The sequence below is a fragment of the Ruminococcus sp. genome, from assembly GCF_024684275.1.
In genome coordinates, this window is sequence record NZ_JAIKXF010000072.1 from 1 (window position 1) to 19,205 (window position 19,205).

At 46.5% G+C, this 19,205-nt stretch carries 20 protein-coding genes and 1 tRNA gene; 7 read left to right on the forward strand and 14 right to left on the reverse strand.

The window, feature by feature from the left end; all coding sequences use genetic code 11:
* Together K5677_RS07845 and K5677_RS07850 are read right to left on the reverse strand one after the other, a co-directional pair.
* Positions 1-2,591 (reverse strand): glycoside hydrolase family 11 protein (locus K5677_RS07845; RefSeq protein ID WP_296726529.1); only part of this gene is annotated, 2,591 nt, incomplete at its 3' end.
* Between the two features lie 207 nt (positions 2,592-2,798).
* Entirely contained in the window at positions 2,799-4,253 is a 1,455-nt protein-coding gene (locus tag K5677_RS07850; RefSeq protein ID WP_296726530.1) for a hypothetical protein, read from the reverse strand.
* Between the two features lie 115 nt (positions 4,254-4,368).
* Between K5677_RS07850 and K5677_RS07855 the strand changes: the two genes are divergently transcribed.
* Genes K5677_RS07855 through K5677_RS07865 form a run of 3 tightly spaced genes read left to right on the forward strand, consistent with a single transcriptional unit; the run spans position 4,369 to position 8,031 of the window.
* Entirely contained in the window at positions 4,369-5,016 is a 648-nt protein-coding gene (locus tag K5677_RS07855; RefSeq protein ID WP_296726533.1) for a TetR/AcrR family transcriptional regulator, read from the forward strand.
* Positions 5,017-5,021: 5 nt separating this feature from the next.
* Positions 5,022-6,410, forward strand: coding sequence for an MFS transporter (locus K5677_RS07860; RefSeq protein WP_296726536.1), 1,389 nt, complete (start codon positions 5,022-5,024; stop codon positions 6,408-6,410).
* Complete coding sequence (locus K5677_RS07865) at positions 6,403-8,031, forward strand: alpha-galactosidase (RefSeq protein ID WP_296726540.1); 1,629 nt, start codon at positions 6,403-6,405, stop codon at positions 8,029-8,031. Before K5677_RS07860 ends, K5677_RS07865 begins: the two co-directional genes overlap by 8 nt.
* 17 nt (positions 8,032-8,048) lie before the next feature.
* Here K5677_RS07865 and K5677_RS07870 read toward each other — a convergent pair whose 3' ends face one another.
* Complete coding sequence (locus K5677_RS07870; RefSeq protein ID WP_296726542.1) at positions 8,049-8,924, reverse strand: polysaccharide deacetylase family protein; 876 nt, start codon at positions 8,922-8,924, stop codon at positions 8,049-8,051.
* 119 nt (positions 8,925-9,043) lie between these two features.
* Here K5677_RS07870 and K5677_RS07875 point away from each other — a divergent pair, with 119 nt between their 5' ends.
* Together K5677_RS07875 and K5677_RS07880 are read left to right on the forward strand one after the other, a co-directional pair.
* Positions 9,044-10,204 (forward strand): stage II sporulation protein P, encoded by a 1,161-nt coding sequence (locus tag K5677_RS07875; RefSeq protein ID WP_296726544.1) that lies wholly within the window; start codon positions 9,044-9,046, stop codon positions 10,202-10,204.
* Between the two features lies 1 nt (position 10,205).
* The gene (locus K5677_RS07880; RefSeq protein ID WP_296726546.1) at positions 10,206-10,505 is read left to right on the forward strand and encodes a hypothetical protein; all 300 of its coding nucleotides are present in this window, start codon (positions 10,206-10,208) and stop codon (positions 10,503-10,505) included.
* Here the strand turns inward: K5677_RS07880 and K5677_RS07885 are convergent.
* Positions 10,494-11,045 carry a hypothetical protein gene (locus tag K5677_RS07885; RefSeq protein WP_296726548.1) on the reverse strand — a complete coding sequence of 184 codons (552 nt, stop codon included), beginning with the start codon at positions 11,043-11,045 and terminating at the stop codon, positions 10,494-10,496. The two genes, K5677_RS07880 and K5677_RS07885, sit on opposite strands and share 12 nt — an antisense overlap.
* A 93-nt stretch (positions 11,046-11,138) precedes the next feature.
* On the opposite strand from K5677_RS07885, the gene K5677_RS07890 reads away from it, so the two are divergent.
* Positions 11,139-11,210: transfer RNA gene (locus K5677_RS07890), tRNA-Arg, on the forward strand.
* Positions 11,211-11,278: 68 nt separating this feature from the next.
* Here K5677_RS07890 and K5677_RS07895 read toward each other — a convergent pair.
* The 10 genes from K5677_RS07895 to K5677_RS07940 all read right to left on the reverse strand — a co-directional run bounded on the left by K5677_RS07895 (position 11,279) and on the right by K5677_RS07940 (position 18,898).
* Entirely contained in the window at positions 11,279-12,028 is a 750-nt protein-coding gene (locus K5677_RS07895; protein ID WP_296726550.1) for a helix-hairpin-helix domain-containing protein, read from the reverse strand.
* A 112-nt stretch (positions 12,029-12,140) separates the two neighbouring features.
* Positions 12,141-13,088, reverse strand: coding sequence for a homoserine O-succinyltransferase (metA, locus tag K5677_RS07900; RefSeq protein ID WP_296726554.1), 948 nt, complete (start codon positions 13,086-13,088; stop codon positions 12,141-12,143).
* A 15-nt stretch (positions 13,089-13,103) separates the two neighbouring features.
* Positions 13,104-13,490 carry a hypothetical protein gene (locus K5677_RS07905; protein WP_296726558.1) on the reverse strand — a complete coding sequence of 129 codons (387 nt, stop codon included), beginning with the start codon at positions 13,488-13,490 and terminating at the stop codon, positions 13,104-13,106.
* A 1-nt stretch (position 13,491) separates the two neighbouring features.
* Positions 13,492-14,223, reverse strand: coding sequence for a pseudouridine synthase (locus K5677_RS07910; RefSeq protein WP_296726561.1), 732 nt, complete (start codon positions 14,221-14,223; stop codon positions 13,492-13,494).
* Between the two features lie 13 nt (positions 14,224-14,236).
* Positions 14,237-15,388, reverse strand: coding sequence for a D-alanyl-D-alanine carboxypeptidase family protein (locus K5677_RS07915; RefSeq protein ID WP_296726562.1), 1,152 nt, complete (start codon positions 15,386-15,388; stop codon positions 14,237-14,239).
* Positions 15,389-15,447: 59 nt separating this feature from the next.
* A complete protein-coding gene (locus K5677_RS07920; protein ID WP_296726564.1) occupies positions 15,448-15,885 on the reverse strand; it encodes a spore germination protein GerW family protein in 438 nt (145 codons plus the stop codon).
* Between the two features lie 10 nt (positions 15,886-15,895).
* Complete coding sequence (locus tag K5677_RS07925) at positions 15,896-16,837, reverse strand: hypothetical protein (RefSeq protein WP_296726566.1); 942 nt, start codon at positions 16,835-16,837, stop codon at positions 15,896-15,898.
* Between the two features lie 24 nt (positions 16,838-16,861).
* Positions 16,862-17,440: an SMC-Scp complex subunit ScpB gene (gene scpB, locus K5677_RS07930; RefSeq protein ID WP_296726568.1), complete on the reverse strand. Its 579-nt coding sequence runs from the start codon at positions 17,438-17,440 to the stop codon at positions 16,862-16,864.
* Entirely contained in the window at positions 17,410-18,165 is a 756-nt protein-coding gene (locus K5677_RS07935) for a segregation/condensation protein A (RefSeq protein ID WP_296726569.1), read from the reverse strand. The genes scpB and K5677_RS07935 overlap by 31 nt, the downstream gene beginning before the upstream one ends.
* 22 nt (positions 18,166-18,187) lie before the next feature.
* On the reverse strand, positions 18,188-18,898 hold the full coding sequence (locus K5677_RS07940) for a site-2 protease family protein (protein ID WP_296726571.1): 711 nt from the start codon (positions 18,896-18,898) through the stop codon (positions 18,188-18,190).
* 216 nt (positions 18,899-19,114) lie between these two features.
* Here K5677_RS07940 and K5677_RS07945 point away from each other — a divergent pair.
* On the forward strand, positions 19,115-19,205 hold a 91-nt coding region (locus K5677_RS07945), incomplete at its 3' end, for a bL28 family ribosomal protein (protein ID WP_296726572.1).

Below are 19,205 nucleotides of genomic sequence, written 5' to 3' on the forward strand. Positions count from 1 at the left end.
CCCCATATAGTGAAGCTGCCGCTTCCGCTTATAGAAACATCAAGGTCACCTGTTGTATCCTGATAATAGCCAAGCTCTGCGTCCGGACCGCCCCATGTGTACTGCTTATTTCCGTTGATCTTTGTAGTCTTGCCATTAACAGTAACATTGATGCTGCCCATTCCTGAGCTGTTTGCCTTGAATACAACTATGAAGCCCTTGCCCTGTGTCTTGAATGTCATCGGGCTGCTGCCGTTCAGCGTGTATGAATAAGGCAGTGAGTTATATCCTGTTCCTGACTTCCATGAGCCTGCATTGAAGTTTGTCAGGTTCTTTGGATCAACGTTCACACAGTTAGCGTACTCTGCGCCGTATACATACTTAGTTGGCTGAGTATAGCCTGCGGACTGATTCTCACTCTTTAATGCCTGACGAATATAGTACGCCATACAGTCAGCTACAAGTTGTCCGCCCTTCTGGTGAGGGTGATACTCGTCGGTGTAGTAGTCTCCTGTCTGGAGGAACTTGCTGTTAAACGCCTTTGTAAGGGCATCGTCCATGCTTATAACAGGAATATCGAAGTTCTTTCCGATAGGATACATCTGTGACTGACTGGAGAAGCCGCCCTTTGAACGAGTAATAATAACGCCTACAGCAGGCTCGTTGGGCATATCAAGGAACTTCTTGATACAGCTCTCAAAGCACTTCTTGTACATGATATCCTCGTGGTCATTTACCGAGAACTCAAGGAATATAATATCAGGATTCTGTGATACTATGTCTTTTTCGCTGCGGACAAGTCCGACAACAGACGAAGTACCGGACATACCTGCATTTATCTCCTTGAAGCTGCCCTTTGCAAATGTGTTCTTCAGGTAGTTGGAGAACGGCGAGCTGTAGTTCTTGCCCTCTGTGATAGAGCCGCCGAGGTAAGCTACCGTAAGAGGCTGACTGCTCTCAGCTGCTGCAAGCTTCTGCGTGAGCCTGTATGTATTGCCCATATGCTTTATGGAGCTCTTGTAGAAGTCGATATACTGAGCAGAAGCTGTCTCCTTGTAGTTATCCCACTTGGAGGTGTCATATTCTGGCTTCTCGGGCTCAGGAGGCTCGGGCCATTCGCTGATCTTGCCGATAACAAAGGACTGGATAAGAACAAGGTCTGCTGTTTCCAGCTTGCCGTTACAGTCAACATCGGAAGCCCTGAGGTCTGAACCTGACGTATTGCCTGCTACGAGCTCATTTCTTACTGTAATAAGGTCGAATGAATCAATAGCGCCGTCAAAGTTAGCATCACCGAGGATAACCGTTTTTGGACCGTCAGCTCCCTTTATCTCAGTACCGCTTTTTGCACCGACAGCCTCGTCGATGTAAAAATCAATATCAGTATCAACTGTCTCAACATAGAGCTGGAGGTCTGTTGCTCCGGCAGGGATAGTATAGCTCGGATTAGCCAGCTGTATCCAGTCACCTGCTGTTGTGGAAGCAGAGGCTACCTCGCTGTATTGTGCACCTGTGCCGTCGTTGTACTGGAGAGTGAGCTTGAATTTCTCCTCAGAGCCGCCGCTCTTATACATAGCGTTTACAGCAAAGCTATAGGACTCACCCGGCTTGAATGCAGAAGTATCAAGAACCTTAACAGCGCCGTTCCAGTTAGCTGTTCTGCCCGTAACGCTGAGTGAGCCTGTACCTGCAAACTTTTCACCTGTTGTAGTATCAACAGAAGCAGCTCCTCTGCCAGCCCAGTCTCCTGCGCTGCTGTCAAAGGTATCGTTGAAGTAATAGCCGTTCTCATCAGGCTCTACGGAAGTCTTTGGCTGCTCGTTAGTTGTTCCCGTATCGGGATCATCTCCGCCGTCATCATAGTTCTCATAAACTCTTACGCTCTTGACATTTGCAGAGCCGTTTGACCTGTAGCCCTCAATATTAAGTGAAACCTCATAGAGAGTGCCCGACATATCAAGTCCTGCCTTTGACCATGCGTCAAAATGCTTGCTTACATGGATAGTGCCCTTCATATTGTTCTGAACATTATCTCTTGAGCCGCTGGTCTGACGAACGCTCCAGTACTGAGGGAATGTCTGGGTACCGTCCAGCGAAGGCTGATTATAGCGCATTGTCTTGGCAATGTCATAGGTATTTCCGTCGAGAGTTACCGTGCCTTTTCTCTCTGCGTCACCTGCGATAGGTCTCCAGCTGCCCCAGCCCTCAACGATATAATACTCCATGAGAGGTTTTCTTGTCCAGCCGTAAACGCACATATAGGAATTACCTCTCGGAGAATACTCAACATCATATGTAAGGACGATATTATTGCCTATATCCTTGTAATTGAGCTTCTTGCTGTCATAATTCTTACCCATTCTGGCAAGAAAGTTCTCGATGTTGCTCCACGAGCAGGTAAATGAGCCTGCTGAGGGTTTCATTGACACCTGTCCCTGCCCGTTCTGGTTCCACATTTCGTAGTCGTATCCGCCGATATTGCCTCTGTCCTGTGCATCGGCAGCCTTAGCGGTCATTGTGCCTGTTCCTGGGAAAGCTGCTGTGCCTGCCAACAGCAATGCAGACGCTGTGACAGCAGAAAGCATTTTCCCGAAAACATTTGAATGTTTCATTAGTATCACTCCTTTAAAAATACAAATTTCTCCAATCATATTATACTTTACCTAATAAAAATAAACAACCTATTATTTACATATATGGTGGACATTCCGACGATCATAGGTAAATTTCAGCATTTAGTATATCCAACACAGCTAAAATTTGTACAAAAAATCAAAACCGCGTTCCCTGCGGAAAGGCACAGGAACACGGTCAAAACTTTATTTATTTTTCCCCACAGCAAGCTCAACGGCGCGGTAGGCTCCGTCATAAATGCCTGCTTTCTTAGCAGCAAGGATATATCCGCACATTTTTTCGATAATATCCCTGCCATGCTGTATCATATCTATCATAGCGGCTGTTTCCGCAGGTGTTGAACATTCATAGGTTCCGTCGCCGATCTCAGCAGCGCGAATAGCTCCCCACGCCTCATGACCGCCCACACGCTTTATCATTAGCTTGGGAACGGGATAAAACGCCAGCTCACTGGGCTTTGTTATGAGAACATCGCTGCACCTCATAAGCAGATTAGTTGAATAAACCGCCGCAAATATATCAGAATGGCAGAAAGCGTGTATACCGCTCACCTCGCCGCCGTAGGCTTTCTCACAGAAGCCTGTTGTCTCGCCGAAGTCGTCAAAATGCTCATGAAGGAAGGGCTTCATCTGTGGAACTGCGTTGATAAGCTCATGCCACACCTTTGAGTGGTCACCGACGTTTATGAAAAGAACAGCCTTTTTAGCCCTGATCGCAGGGAGAAGCTTGCGTATCACTGCAATAAATATCTCCTTCTGAGCGCCTGCTCCGCCTACTGACATAAGCCAGCGAACTGCCTTGTTGTTTTTTACTCTGTCGATACGCTTTTGACAGTCAGCCTCAATGCTGCTGACCAGCTCGTGGTCGATATAATGACCAGTACAGACAATAGCGTCCTTTGGCATAGGCTTGAGCTGACGCCTCTTGTCCATGCCGCGGAGCGCCCTGTAACCCAGATAAGCGGACGGAGTCTGCACGGTATGGACAGCTCCCTCAGAAAGATGGAGCGCCATTGGCCAGTTATCAGGGACAGCATTTACAACATGAGTAAGCCCTGCGTGTACCGCTGCTTGTGACGGCCATACATGAGTTGCCACATATGGGATATCCTTTGGCAGCTCTCTAAAAACCGCTGTCATAAGCTCGGCAGTTTTCTGATCAGAACTGTTATAGGTCAGTTTACGGAATCCCTCGCTGTTCAGAGGTTCCCATACTATCTTGTTAAAAAGTGCAGAACGCTGTGACAGACGCGAGCCGAGAGAATACAGCTCATTCTGCTGAGCAATGATCTTGCCGCAGGAAGCCTCCTTGAATGAGTGGAGGTCAAACCAGTAAGGCGTATATCCCATAGCGTGTGCAGCCGAGGCAATAGCCATAGAAATCCTGTAATGCCCGAAACCCATACGGATATTGCCTATAACAAGGCTCTTATCGTCGAATTTACAGGTGCTCTCCCTGCCGATGACTATTTTACGTACTCCGAGAAGCCTTCCTACCGCAGGAGCTTCAACATCGGAAAGGTGGTATACAGCGTCGGAATCGTCGCCGTATTTATCAATGAATCTTGCTTTAGTCTTAATTGCCTTTTTATAGGCTTTTCGGGATATTTCATTGCCAAAGATGAATTTTGATCTGTCCATAAAAATACCTCCAGGGGACTTGACAAAATGCGTGAAATATGATACAATTATTTTAACAATGATAGACCGTCTATCATCTGATATACAGTCTATCACAAAAAAGGAGGTTTGTCAAGTGGAAACAGCATTTTCGCAGGATTATTTGAAAAATCAACGATTCGACAAGGCAGTAGAAGTCAGCGCACAGCTCTTTCTCAAAAACGGTATCGAGTCAGTTAAAATGACCGATATTGCCGAAGAAAGCGGCATTGGCGTAGCTACTCTCTACCGCTATTTCGGCACAAAAAACGGTATAACAATCGCTGCCATGACCTATATGTGGAATGAGCTCAACAAGATGTTCAGCGGTATCTTTGAATCCGAAGTATTTCTTGCTCAGTCAGGCATAAAGCAGGTCAGCGACCTGATGAGAATGTTCATTGTTCTCTACGAGGCACACCCCGGATTTATGAGGCTTCTTTCAGAGTTCGACCTTATGCTGATTTCTGAGGATATACCCAAGCATGAGCTGAAAAATTACGAGAAGTCTATCATAAATTTCTACCCCGTTTTTGAAAGGGCATATATGACGGGCATCTCAGACGGCACTGTCCGGGAGATACAGAATATACGCCTATTCTACCTTTCATACGCACATACTCTTATGGAGCTCAGCAAGAAGCTCATTCAAGGAGAGCTTCTCCCGGGTGATGACTTTTCTCACGCTGTGGACGAGCTCGGGACGATCATTGAGACAGCCGTTTTCTTCCTTAGAAAGGAGTGAAACTTATGGAGAGCAGAAAAACTGCGACAAACAAGATATTATGGATATTTGCAATAGGTCAGCTTGGCTGGTCACTTCTGTCAGGCATCATTTCAAACTGGCTGGTATTCTTCTATCAGCCAAGTCAGGAGGAGCTTGCAAAAGGTCAGCTCCAGTTCATACCCAAAGGCACTTTCATCGGTCTCACTGCTATCGGTATAATAACAGCCTTCGGACGCATATTTGACGCCGTGACCGATCCCCTTGTTGCAGGCAAATCTGACTCGTTAAAGCATAGGCTGGGCAGGCGTATCCCGTTTATGCGCTTTGCGGCTATCCCATTCGGAGCAGTTACAGTTCTCATGTTCATATCTCCCTTTAAAGCAGGAAGCTTCGGAAATGCAGCGGTGCTTTTCATCTTCGCCATGACGTTCTACTTCTGCATGACCTGCTACTGTACGCCGTATAATGCCCTTATTCCCGAGCTGGGAAGCACCCAGAACGCAAGAATAAATCTTTCCACGTTCATTTCCGTTACATACTTCTTTGGCACTGCCGTGGCGTACCTCGTTCCCAATATCGCAGGCATCTTCCTCGAAAGCATGGGCTACGCAAACAGCTACCGTGTAACCATTGCTATACTTGCAGCTATGGCTGTTATCTGTATGCTTATACCTGCATTTCTCATCGACGAAAATAAGTACGCAGACACTACTCCAAGCAAGAGCTCAGCTTTCAGCTCTCTCCTTGCTACATTCAAGAACAAGGACTTCCGAATCTTCGTTTGCTCGGATATCCTCTACTGGGTAGGTCTGACACTGTTCCAGACAGGTCTTTCATTCTATATTACAGTCCTTCTGGGACTTGATTCGGGCATGACATTCCCACTGTTTGCCATAATGACGGTAGTATCGCTGATGTTCTATCCCGTGGTAAACGTCTTCTCTAAAAAACTTGGCAAAAAGAAGCTTATCGCCTTTGCGTTCCTGTTCTTCTCATTTGCCTTTCTCGTTACCGCAGCCGCAGGTATCCTTGCAATACCTCCATTTGTATACGGAATCATAATAGCTGTTCTTGCAGCTGTACCAATGGCTATACTGGGTATACTTCCACAGGCTGTAGTTGCGGATATATCAGAAGCCGACAAGCTGAACACAGGAGAAAGCAGGCAGGGTATGTTCTATGCGGCTCGCACCTTTGCCTTCAAGCTGGGACAGTCCCTTGCTATGCTCATGTTCACAAGTATCGCACTTATCGGCGACGACATTGAAAAGGGCGAATCGGGCTACGGTCTCGGATACCGCCTCACAGCTCTTCTGGCAGCCGGACTTTGCCTGCTGGGCGGAATAGTTTTCCTCAAATATAACGAAAAGAAGGTCATGGACCGTATCGAGGGAGGACATAATAATGCTTAAATTCAAGTCTCTTCAGTTCCTTTACAACGACGGCGAAAATGACTTCATGGCTATTACATCGAGCTCTGTATGCAATGAACGAATGAAGCTTGAGATTAATACAGACGGCGATATTTTCTCCGTAATACTTGAAGCAAATGATGAAATAACCATACAGAAGCTGTGCGCAGAATTTGAATACGACTTCAGCGACAGCAACAAAATATTCCTCAACGGCTATCAGTCGTGGACGGACTCGGTTGAGCGGTCTGTTGACGGAAAAATGCGCGGTATAAGTCATATACCATGTGCTATCCGTGAGAAATACGCCTTTTCTCAGTATGGGGACTATAATTTCGCCGAATACGGCGATGATATGCATGGCTGGTCATACGGATATATCCGAAATGGCGACAGCTACAGCTTTATTGGCTCACTTGCCGAAAATACCGGCTTTACTCAGCTCATCACCCATGTTGACAAGGGACTTATCTCGCTGAAAAAGGACTGTTCGGGAGTTACGATAAAAGGCGGATGGTGCGCCTTGAAGCTCCTTCTCACCGAGGGCAGTGAAGCCGAGGTCTTTGACAGGTATTTCTCAGAGCTTGGAGTAAAGCCGAGGACCGCAAAGCCTATCTTAGGCTATACAAGCTGGTATAATCACTATCAGGACATCAACGAAAAAACTATTATAGACGACCTGCATGGTCTTGACGCTCTCACCTGCAAGGCGGACGTTTTTCAGATCGACGACGGCTGGCAGACTGCCATTGGCGACTGGCTGTCAGTTGACGATGAAAAATTCCCAGAGGGAATGAAAAATACTTCTGACGCTATCAGAAGTGCAGGTCTTATACCAGGTATATGGCTGGCACCCTTCGTCTGTGAGGAAAACTCAGAAATATTCCGCAATAACAAAGAGTGGCTTCTCCTTGACGACAAGCAGGGATATGTCAGAGGCGGCTCTAACTGGAGCGGCTTCTATGCACTTGATATTTACAATCCCGAGGTCAGGGAATACATCAAATACGCTATCGAAACTATAGTGAATGAATGGGGCTACAGACTGCTTAAACTGGACTTTCTGTATGCCGCCTGCATAGTTCCGCGGCGCGACAAAACACGCGGTCAGATAATGGATGAGGCTATGGACTTTCTCCGTGAATGCGCAGGTGATGCTATGATACTTGGCTGCGGTGTACCTCTTGCTTCGGCATTCGGCAAGGTAGAATACTGCCGTATAGGCTGTGATGTAAGTCTGGACTGGAACGACAAGCCACATATGAGACTAATGCACCGTGAGCGTGTCAGCACAAGGAACACTATCCTCAATACTGTCTTCCGCAGACAGCTTGACGGACGTGCTTTCCTGAACGATCCTGACGTTTTCCTGCTCAGACCATGCAACAATTCTCTCTCTCCCGAGCAGAAAAAATGTCTCGCTGAGGTAAATGCTCTCATGGGAAGCGTTCTTTTCACCTCGGACAACTTCTTCGATTACACCGAGGCGGAAACAAAGGAGCTGTCAAAAATACTGAAAATAAGAGATGCCGAGATAATTTCAGCCGATCTTGATGATGATAAACTGACTCTTAGATTCAGGATAGGCGAAAAAAAGTATATAAAGCGATACGATATGTGATAATTCATGCTCCCCGATCATTCGGGGAGCTCTTTTGTTATCCTTTCCATGTATTCATCAGTGGTGAGAAGTCCGCTTCTGTTATAGCGGAATATTCCATAAAGGCAGTCGGGCTCACGGGTGATAGTATTCATGCCCTCACGGCAGGTAAGGCTCATCAGTATGCCGCTGTCACGGAGAACAGGCAGACTTTCTCTGCTCAGAGCTCCGAATGGGTATGCGAATACAGACGGAACTATTCCGCAGTTTTCGTGAAGCTCTGTTTTCAGAAGTCCTATATCAGCCCTGAGCAACGATGTATAATCCTCAACGCTTTCCTCGGGGAGTCTTGCACAGCCCTGTCTCAGTCCGCTCCGTGAGTGCATATCATAGGTATGGCTGCCTATTTCCACACGCCCCGATGAGGCAAGCTCTGAAATATCACCCCATGTGAGATAGGAATATGTGTCAGCATGAGGATCGGCGGCTGCATAATCGTCGGTATATCTGCCCACAATAGATACAACGGCGCACATATCATACTTTTCGAGAATGGGCAGTGCAACGGAAAGATTATTGTAAAAACCGTCGTCAAAGGTAATGAGCACAGGCCTTTTCGGCAGCTCTCCCCTTCCTCGGGTATAATCTATGAGCTGCTGTGCGCTGACAGCTGAAAAACCGTGAGTGCTCAGCCACGAAAGGTCCGAGTCAAGCTGCGAGGGGGCAACTACGTAGTCAGCAGGAGGCTTTTCGCATACGCTGTGGTACATTATCACCGGAAGCATTATGGGAGCTTCGCGGCTCTTTTCAGCAGCTGCAAGAGAAATACGTGAGCCAATGACAAAGAATCCGATAAGTATCCCGACCTCTATAAACCGCCGAATAAGCTTACCGAGCCGCAGACATCTGTACATGAATATCACCTCTCTGCATAATATTACGAAAAAGTTCAAAAAATAACAGAGCCCTGCGGACATACTCGGGCAGTGAGCAGAATATACTTATCTCAGATGAAAAAAAGTGAGGTGAGTGTATGAAACGCCACAAGCACAGAAGAAAAAACGGTACCCTGCGGTGCATAGCGGCAGTAATGGTGCCTGTTGCGGCGGCAGCGGCATTTCACGGAGCATTCGGCGTAAAGGACAGTCTCATTTCGTCAGATGTGCTGATGAGCCATACGAAAAGAGCTGAAGCTCCGCTAAAAGCAGACAGCGAGACTATCAGCAGGATAATCCGCGAAGACGAGCTGCTTGAGGGGAAGATGATATTGTCCGAGGGCTATGGTATCTGCGATGAAAAGGCTGAGAATCAGGAATATCTGCGTTTGCCCGATCCGCGGGATACCCGTGCCGATGACGCCGGCGCTAAGCCATATCCTAAGAGCTGGGGCAGCGACGGTGAGATAATACGTACTTCCTACGGTGAATACAGCGGCAATGCCTTTTTTGACCTTGAAGGCGGCGGACAGGTCAACAACAAAACAGATATTCCCAATGAGCTTCTTATGCAGGAGAGCCAATACCTCCCCAATTTTACAATAAAAGATACTGACGAGCCCCTGGTTCTGATATATCACACACATACCACCGAAAGCTTTGAGCCCTATGTGCGCGACAGCTATGATACGTCATTCAACTACAGGACTACCGATCCTACGAAAAACGCAGTCATGGTAGGTGACGCCATACAGGCAGAGCTGGAGGAACAGGGCATAGGTGTTATCCACGCCCGTGAGATACACGATTATCCCTCATATAACGGCTCATACAGCAGAAGCCGTGATACTATCATTCCCATATTAGAGCAGTACCCCAGTATCAAAGTGGTCCTCGATATACACAGGGACGCTATCGGCGGCGACGGCGTGGCTTATCAGCCCTTTATCGAAGTGGACGGTAAGGAAGCCGCTCAGATTATGATAATATCGGGCTGTGATGACGGTACCCTCGGTATGCCGAATTATATGGAGAATTTCCACTTTGCCTGTGCTCTGCAAAGCAAGCTGGAGTCCGACCACAAAGGCTTTACCCGTCCTATATTATTTGACTACAGGCATTACAATCAGGATCTCACTAACGGCAGTCTTCTCATAGAGGTGGGCTCTCACGGGAATACTCTCGGACAGGTACAGTTTTCAGGGCAGCTTTTCGGCAGGTCTCTGGGACAGCTTCTTAATTCCATGAAAAGGAGATAATATGCGCAGAAAAAATAAAAATACCGCCCTCAAAGCAGTTTTTTTATATCTGCTTCTGAGCAGCGGCTCATGGATGTTTATAAATTGTTATGCAAATTCATACAACAGGCTCAGCGGTGACGATATACGTCCTGCAGGAGCAGTTATACGAGGCGGACGAGCCTCAGTAGAGCTTCTCGACCACAGCGCCGAATTCAGCATATCGGGAATAGCTCCCGAAAGCAAGGCTTACTGCGGAGCATATCTTCTCTCACCTGACGAGGTGAGAGCGGCAGCTTATGTCATATCATTATGTATATAGCTTAGACTGCCTTGTATAGTAGAATGTGTTTAGCTCACCTGTATATATAAGGTCAGCTCCCGGGAAGCTTCTGAAATCATCAGGCTTATAAAGGCTGAATGCTTTTTCCAGAGGTATTCCTATCTTATCCATTGTATAGGCTACAAACTGCGAACAGACGAAGCTTCGCTCGCGCTTCCATTCAATATTGAAATAGACTGCGAGCAGCCCCAGAAGATTATAGGAATACACCTTGCGGTATTCCGAAAAATGGTGGATTATTTTGTTATAAGCTTCTTTTTGTTCGGCAGTAACGCTGATACGGTATATTTCACATGGAATATTGCGATACTGTCCAAGTGTACCCTGTCCGACAACTTCCTTATTAAATGTAGCAGGCAGCGGAAAAGGACGATATGTACGGCAGAAGCTGTACATTTCAGAAAGTTCTATATCGCCTGAAAGAGAAACGTGATTATAAGGCTTTTTTGTGAAAAATTTGAAGAACCTTGCAGGCCTTGTGCCTGTTTGCGCAACTATCAAATAAATATAGTTCCCCAAAACGTTCCCTCCTAATTTATTTTTTATAATTATATCACAAACGCTTGCAAATTTCAAGAGTTTTTGATATAATAATATAGTCATATTCTATTTGCGCCTGTAGCTCAGTGGATAGAGCATCCGCCTCCGACGCGGTGTGCGCTGGTTCGATCCCAGTCAGGCGTACTGATACAAAGCACGATGCCCGACATAAAGTCGGGCATCATTTCTTTATTTTCCGGACTTTGCAGCCTTTATATCGTTATATAGTCCATGATCTCAGCGACATCGCTTCGGGAAAGTCCTTCTATGAGCAGAAGCTCATATTCATTTTGGAATCCGCCTGTCCGCTCTCTGAAATCGATAATCCTGCCGGCAGTATCTTCGTCCACATGAGGCAGCAGCATAAGGATATCACGCTCTGCTGTATTGATATTTATGGGAGCAAGCTCTTCCAACGTCGGAACGTGCTCCGTTGTATCCTGTTCAGTCTCGGGAATATCGCTTATATCAGTTTCGTCTTCGGGTTCGTCATAAACAGGCTCTAAGACGTATATGTGTTCGCGTATATCAGCGAAAATATTCTCGCCTATACCTTTGACGTTCATTATCTCCTCAATATTTCTGAAACCGCCGCAGCTTTCACGGTAGCTTATTATCTCCTGTGCAAGTACCGTGCCGATACCTTTCAGCTTTGCAAGCTCGTCTGCGTCAGCGGAATTGATATCGATCCTGACATATTCAGCAGAAGTCGGGACAGCCGTGGTTTTGGTTTTATGAGAAGTGGTCCTGCTTGCTGTTGTTCTGATCTTTGATGTGACTGCCGATGATGTATTTCGTGTAAAATCTGTGGGCATAACCTCTGTTTTGGGTATTATCGTTACAGTATTTCTTGTATTTTCGGTCTTATCCGCGGTATGAAAAAAGAATACAGCAGCACCGATAACTGCGGCTGACATAATAAAGAATAGCAGGTATTTTCTTATGGGATCATCTTTTTTCAAGGATACCACCTCTTTTATACCGCAAACATGGTATGATACTGACCATTGCCACACCGAAAGAAGCTATAGCGAATCCGCCGCCGTTGATATATCAGTTATTTCAGCTTGTAATTTACAAGCTTGTCTCCCAGTTCCAGTTGCGCACCTCAAGCTCCTCAAGATTATATGGAGTTTTCTGGTAAACGCAGTAATTCAGCCAGTTCGAGAACATAAGGTTCGCAGTGCATCTCCACGAAAATACAGGCATATTATTCGGATCGTCATTTGGGAAATAATTATATGGTATCTGAATATCTATACCCTTTTCCACATCTCTCCTGTACTCGTTGGCGATAGTATCCCTATCGTACTCGGAATGACCTGTAATGAAGTACTGTCTGCCGTTTTTATTGGCAATTATGTGAACTCCCGACATTTCGGACGAGGTCAGTATCTCCAGCTGCGGTATACGCTCTATATCCTCTCTGCGTACCTCTGTATTGCGCGAATGAGGCACATAGAAAATATCATCAAAGCCTCTGAGGAGCTGACAGTTGCTTACCTCTGCCCTGTGGGGGAATATCCCGAACATCTTATGATCAAGAGTATATTTAGGAATACCATAATGATAGTAAAGTCCTGCCTGAGCAGCCCAGCAGATATAGATAGTGGAGAATACGTGAGTCTTTGACCACTCCATGATATTGGTTATTTCCTTCCAGTAATCCACCTGCTCAAAGTCAAGGAGCTCTACAGGAGCACCTGTGATTATCATACCGTCATATCGGTTGTCGCATATCTCATCAAAGGTCTTGTAAAATGAAGCCAGATGATGACTTGACGTATTTCTGGAAACATGAGAAGCCATTTGCAGAAGCTCTACGTCCACCTGAAGCGGCGTATTACTGAGCAGTCTCATGAGCTGGCTCTCTGTTTCTATCTTTTTGGGCATTATATTGAGTATAATGACCTTGAGCGGACGGATATCCTGATGCTCCGCCCTTTCCCTGGACATTACGAAGATATTTTCTTCTCCGAGAGTCTTGAATGCTGGCAGTTCGGACGAGATCCTTATCGGCATTCAAAATCCTTCCTTTCATACATTATCTTTCTTATTTTTACAGCTCTGACAGCCGTTCATGAAGCTGTCGAGGTCACCGCATTGCCTGCTGTCACCGTTTAAAAAACGAAGCTTTTTGAGATTATCGAATTTACTGTCGTCAGAGAGCTCAAAAAGCATATGCTTTATACCTTTAAGTACGCTTTTGAGCATGACCGAGCGTACCATTCCGTCACAGAGCATAAGGTCTCCGCCGTCGTCATAGTCATAGACTATGGTCTTTTCAGCACCGTAGGAATAGGCAATAAAGCCGATGACCTCTCCTCTGTCCAGAGTCTCAGTTATATGCAGCTCAGCGCTGCCTGAACGCTCTGAAAGCTTCTCGTAGCCTACAGTATCGAATCTTTCCTGTATCTCAAGCATATTACTTCTCCTTGCCTATAGCGTTTCGTATTGCACGAAGCTCCTCGGCAGTAAGGTCGCGGTATGTACCGGGCTTCAGCATACCGAGCTTCAGAGGTCCTATACTGATACGGCGAAGTCTTGCCACTTCAAGTCCGACAGCCTCACACATCTTACGTATCTGGCGGTTTCTGCCCTCTTTTATAGTTATGAGCAGAACTACCCTGCCCTCAGCCTTGTCCTTGACAACTACCGTAGCAGGAAGAGTTTTCCTGCCGTCTATCTCCACGCCCTCAGACAGTCTTACAAGCTGGTCGTCGTTTATATCGGGACGTACTGTAACACGGTAGGTCTTGGAAATATGTCTGCTCGGGTGCATTATGCTGTTGGCAAATTCGCCATCATTTGTAAAGAGGAGAAGTCCCTCGGAGTTCCTGTCAAGACGTCCGACAGGATAAACGCGCTCCTCGACATCTTCAAGGAGGTCCATGACGCAGCGTCTGTCAAGCTCGTCGGAAACCGTAGTAACATAGCCTCTGGGCTTGTTCATCATAAGGTAAACGAAGCTCCTCTTGCGTGGCATTGCGATACGCTCACCGTCAACGGTTATGATGTCCTTGAAACCGCACTTGTCACCCAGCTTCACGGGGTGGCCGTTGAGCTTTACCCTGCCCTTTGTTATGAGCTCCTCAGCCTTTCTGCGTGAGCAAACTCCGCAGTCGGCTATCATTTTCTGAATTCTTATTTTTTCCACTGTTATCCTATCCTTAAAGGGAGAAAAATCTCCCGAGATTTTCTTTTATCTTCGCAAGCAGACCTTTTCTGCCTGCGGACTTATTATTTTCAACACTGATGTCCTCAGCGGCATAAAGAGGAACTGTCTCAACCTCACGCCCCATATAGCTTATACGAAGCTTTCCTGCATCATCTCCTGCAATTACAGGAGCATACAGGAAAGGCTGACCTATGACCGTAAATCCAAAGTCACTGAGGTCACCTGCCGCTGTGGTCACGGAAACAGCAGTCTTTTCGGGTGTAAGATGAAGCTTTTCACTGCTCCCTCCCACTATATCCGCAGAAATATCCTCCGGAAGTCTGACCTCCAAAGTTCTCGCCGTCTGAAAGCTGTAATCGTATAGGGCGATATGATCGTTCCAGTCATTGCGGTCATTGAGCGTCACGCAGATAAGGTCTATTCCGCCGCGCTCACAGGCAGACACCAGACATCGCCCTGCTTCGTCGGTAAAGCCTGTTTTTACGCCGTAGACTCCGTCATACATGGTCAGCAGCTTATTGGTGTTTTTCAGCCACCGCTCATATGGCGGATCGCCGAACCTCAGCTTCAGACTTGTCTGTGAGCATATCTCGCGGAAAATATCGTTTTTCAGCGCTTCACGGGCAAGAAGTGCCATATCCGCAGCTGATGAGCCGTGTCCCTCGCCCTCAAGTCCAGAGGGGGTGACGAAATAGGTCTTGGAAAGTCCCATTTCGCGGGCACGTTCATTCATGAGCTCCGCAAATTTCTCAATGCTTCCCGATATTTTCACTGCCGCTGCATTTGCAGCGTCGTTTCCCGACGGCAGCAGCATACCGCAGCACAGAGCGTACTTTGTAACGGTGTCTCCCTCACGGAGCCCCATAGAAGAACCCTCGACCTTTATTGCTTCGCTGTCCACGGTAAATTCATCATATAGTCCGCCGCTTTCAAGGCAAAGCAGAGTCGTCATTATCTTTGTGGTGCTTGCCATAGGGAGTTTCTCAGCTGCATTGTGAGCGTAGATGACCTCGCCTGTATCAGCAGAGATGACCACTGCCGCCTTTGCCGATATTTCGGGAGGTTCAGCTCCAAAGGCAGTAGTGCCGCATATATTGCTGAAAACGATGATAAATGACGAAAAAACTGCAACAGACCTTTTCACAGGCACACCTCCGCACAAAAGCTATGCTAAAGGATATGCCGATATATCAAGTTTTATTCTCAGTTAAGGGGTACGGAATCGTCTGTGATACCGCCGTCGCTTATCTCAGTTGTGCCGCCGCTCTTTTTCTTGTTGATGAAGCCGCTTACCTTGTCGATAATTGCAGGCACTTTCTCGATAGCGTTGCTGATAGGATCGTTAGAGCCCTCCATATTGACCATTTTAGCCGATCCGTCAGGAGAGATAACGAGAAATCCCTCGGGCTTTATGGAAACTCCTGCTCCTGCGCCGCCTCCGAAAAGATCCTTATCGTACTTTGAGGGAAGGTCTGAACCGCCCGAAGCAAAGCCGTAGCTTACCTTTGAAACAGGTATGATCGTTGTACCGTCGGGAAGCCTGATAGGCTCGCCGATTATAGCATTAACGTCAGCCATTTCCTTTATCTTTTCGATAGAAATTCCTAAAAGTTCGCTTACAGGTGTATTTTTTGCACTCATTGTATATACCTCACTTCTGCCTTGCGGCTGATTTTTTCATTTTGCGTTTTCTGAGCTTTTCAGGCAGGAATGTCCTGAAAATATATGTCAGCAGGAACCACGCTCCTGCGATGACTGCTGTACCAAGACGGAAAGAAAGCTTTCCTGATGTATCCCAGCGGCCCTTTGATACGCCGAACTGCGGACGGACATCTATAGTTTTCAGCCTTACTGTGAATAGCTGGCTGAAAAAAGCTATGCCGTTGAATATAAGTGTTGAATATCTGCCGTATTTAAGGGCGCATTTATAAGCGTCCTCGTCGGCTATCACGAAGTCTATATAAAAGTCACTGAGCTTGAAGCCCTTGAATATTTTCAGCATTGGGCGCTGAGCGCTCTCCCATACTCCCACAAGGAACTCTATCTTATCGCTGAGGGACTTCTTCTCCTCGTCATTTTCATTATCATCATCGTCCGACTCAAAGGGATCGTCGTCGGAGCTGTCTTTTTTCTTCTTTTTATCGTCTTCATCAGAGGCTTCCTCAGTATGCACCGCTGCTCCCGATGAACTGTCAGCAGCGTCTGTTTTGGCTTCACTGACTGTATCCTCACTGACCGAAGACGGCACATCCGCCTCGGGATCATTTACAGGAATATCGTCCAGCTCTTTTTCCCATTCATACTTTTCGCGCTGTTTTTTCTTCTTTTTGGACTTCTTTTCCTTTACAGGCTTGGGCTTTTTTTCTTTTTTTGGCTTCTTCGGCTTGTCTTTCTTATTGGCTTTGCGCTTTTTCCACCAGCCGTAAAGACCTCCGCCCTCTGAATCCATAAGATCAATTATCCAAAGCTTGACTTTATATCTGAATTTGCCGTCGATAAAGCTGAACTCTCCCCCAGCAGGAGTTATGAGCACAACCAGTACCAAAGCCAATACGGCAAGAAGTATATACAGCAGAATTTTAAGGATTATCATTCCTGCCGCTCCTTTACGTTTATTTTATTCCTGATTTGACTCGGAAAGCTCTCTTTCCACGAACTCTTCCTCTGTTTCAAGAACCAAGTCTCCCTGCCCCGGCAAGGGAGGAAGATCGGCTGTGGAGCTGAGCCCGAAGCTTCTCAGGAACACCGATGTGGTCCTGTAGACAATGGGCTTTCCCGGGACGTCAAGACGTCCTGCTTCCTCGACAAGTCCCTTTTCCACAAGATTATTGATAACAGATGAGCTGTCAATGCCGCGGACATTTTCCACAAAGCCCTTTGAAACAGGCTGATTATAGGCAATTATGGTAAGAGCCTCCATAGCCGCATTTGAAAGCGGCGCAGACCTCTTGGTTTCAAGAGCTGCTCTAACCTGCTCGCCGAACTCCTCACGGGTACACATCTGATAGCTGCTGTCGAATTTCTTGATGCAGATACCGCTGCTGTAGTCCTCATAGCGCTCATTGAGCAGTCTTATCATTGACGGCAGAGTACCTGCGTCAACTCCGCTTGCCTCCGAGAGGCGATATATCTCAATAGGCTCGCCGCTTGCAAAGAGTATAGCCTCTATTGCTCCGAGCTTTTCTTTGATCTCCAAGCTTTTCTCACTCCGTTCTTATTTCCCTTGAAGTATATCATCATATTATCCTCACTTATGGTAATACGCCCATGTCTTGTGAGCTCCAGTACAGCGAGGAAGGTCGCCACTCTTGCGGAGCGGTCTGTAACTCCCTCATAGAGCTTATCCATATAGACCTCACCCGTTTCATAGAGCTGTCTGAGGATATGCACCACCTTTGTCATTACCGAGACTATACGCCGCTTGACCACAGAATTGATCTTGTTCTCAACGTGGAGCTTTGCGTACTCTGACTTGATATTTTTAAGGGATATTGCGCTGTAGGCGATCGCAAGTCTCTCAGGCTCATGAACAAGGGTATAGGTCATATCCGCCTTTATCTTCATAGGCTGGCGGACGAATATACTTCCGCCCACGTATGCCTCAGCAAGCCTCTGAGACGCTATCTTGCACAGAGAATACTCAATGAGAGCGCCCTCCAGCTCACGCTTCATCTGCTCAGCCTCCTCGGGCTGGGGCAGCAGAAACGCCGTCTTGATGTATATGAGCCTTGCAGCCATTTCGAGAAATTCGCCTGCAAGCTCTAAGTTCTGCTCGTGAGCCTGATCTATATAGATGAGATACTGCTCAAGCAGCTTGGATATCTCAATATCGCAGATATTCAGCTTATGCTTGGCAATAAGGCTAAGCAGCAGGTCGAGAGGTCCCTCAAAGACCTCAAGCTTGAATGAGATACTTTCCATATTTCCCTCTGATGATCTGAATTTATATACCGAATAGACCGGGTATCCACGATACCGACAGCCAGATGAAAAACTCAACCATGCTTCTTGCGTACAGATAAGGTATCTGTAATTCATAGATGCGTGTTGAAAGGATCAGCAGTATGATGAAAGCCGTATTGATCGCCCTGTAGTTTCTGAACACCCAAATATCAAACTTCACGGGCATGAACGAGCGAAGTATATTAAAGCCGTCCAGCGGCGGAAGTGGTATCAGATTGAATACTGCAAGGCTGATATTTATAGAAACAAAGTAATAAGTGAACAATGCGGCTATCTCAGACAACGATGTATTTTTGCCGATCTCGATGGCTGAGATATTCGTCACCGCTGCCGCAGAAGCAACCACCATAAATATTACAGCTCCTAAAAATGCGGCAATAAGGTTTGAAAGCGGTCCCGCAAGAGATACCATTGCCATACCGAGACGCCTTTTCCTGAACTTTGAAGGATTCACAGGAACCGGCTTAGCCCAGCCGACTCCAAGAATAAGCATAATAACAAAGCCTGCAATGTCCAGATGTGCAAAGGGATTAAGAGTGACTCTTCCTGCGTCCTTTGCAGTATCATCTCCGAACCAGTGTGCCACAAGACCGTGTGCCGATTCATGGAGAGGTACGATGAGTATAAAAACTGCCATTCTTACAATGACTGTAAGTATTATAGTTGAACTTAATATATCTGACTCAAACATATTTATCCTTTCAGAATGCAAAGCATTACTGCCTTTAGATAGTTATACAATATATATTATACTACATAGCGGTATATATTTCAAGTAAAAAAAGCAAATTAAGTGCCGCAAAAAAATTTTTTTCATTTTTTTTCAAAAAACACTTGCTTTTTTTCTGATTATGTGTTAGAATAATCATGTTGTATTTTTACAGGTTAGTTAAGGAGGTGCAACCTAATGGCAAAATGTGATATCTGCGGAAAGGGCGTAACCTTTGGTATCAAGGTTTCCCACTCACACAGACGTTCCAACAGAACATGGAAGCCTA

Bases quoted from the DNA above. Each gene is read 5' to 3' on its own strand.
- K5677_RS07920 (WP_296726564.1), bottom strand. From the start codon at position 15,885: ATGAGTGCAAAAAATACACCTGTAAGCGAACTTTTAGGAATTTCTATC.
- K5677_RS07905 (WP_296726558.1), bottom strand. From the start codon at position 13,490: ATGCTTGAGATACAGGAAAGATTCGATACTGTAGGCTACGAGAAGCTT.
- metA (WP_296726554.1), bottom strand. From the start codon at position 13,088: ATGCCGATAAGGATCTCGTCCGAACTGCCAGCATTCAAGACTCTCGGA.
- K5677_RS07860 (WP_296726536.1), top strand. From the start codon at position 5,022: ATGGAGAGCAGAAAAACTGCGACAAACAAGATATTATGGATATTTGCA.
- K5677_RS07880 (WP_296726546.1), top strand. From the start codon at position 10,206: ATGCGCAGAAAAAATAAAAATACCGCCCTCAAAGCAGTTTTTTTATAT.
- K5677_RS07870 (WP_296726542.1), bottom strand. From the start codon at position 8,924: ATGTACAGATGTCTGCGGCTCGGTAAGCTTATTCGGCGGTTTATAGAG.
- K5677_RS07940 (WP_296726571.1), bottom strand. From the start codon at position 18,898: ATGTTTGAGTCAGATATATTAAGTTCAACTATAATACTTACAGTCATT.
- K5677_RS07865 (WP_296726540.1), top strand. From the start codon at position 6,403: ATGCTTAAATTCAAGTCTCTTCAGTTCCTTTACAACGACGGCGAAAAT.
- K5677_RS07935 (WP_296726569.1), bottom strand. From the start codon at position 18,165: ATGGAAAGTATCTCATTCAAGCTTGAGGTCTTTGAGGGACCTCTCGAC.
- K5677_RS07875 (WP_296726544.1), top strand. From the start codon at position 9,044: ATGAAACGCCACAAGCACAGAAGAAAAAACGGTACCCTGCGGTGCATA.
- K5677_RS07925 (WP_296726566.1), bottom strand. From the start codon at position 16,837: ATGATAATCCTTAAAATTCTGCTGTATATACTTCTTGCCGTATTGGCT.
- K5677_RS07850 (WP_296726530.1), bottom strand. From the start codon at position 4,253: ATGGACAGATCAAAATTCATCTTTGGCAATGAAATATCCCGAAAAGCC.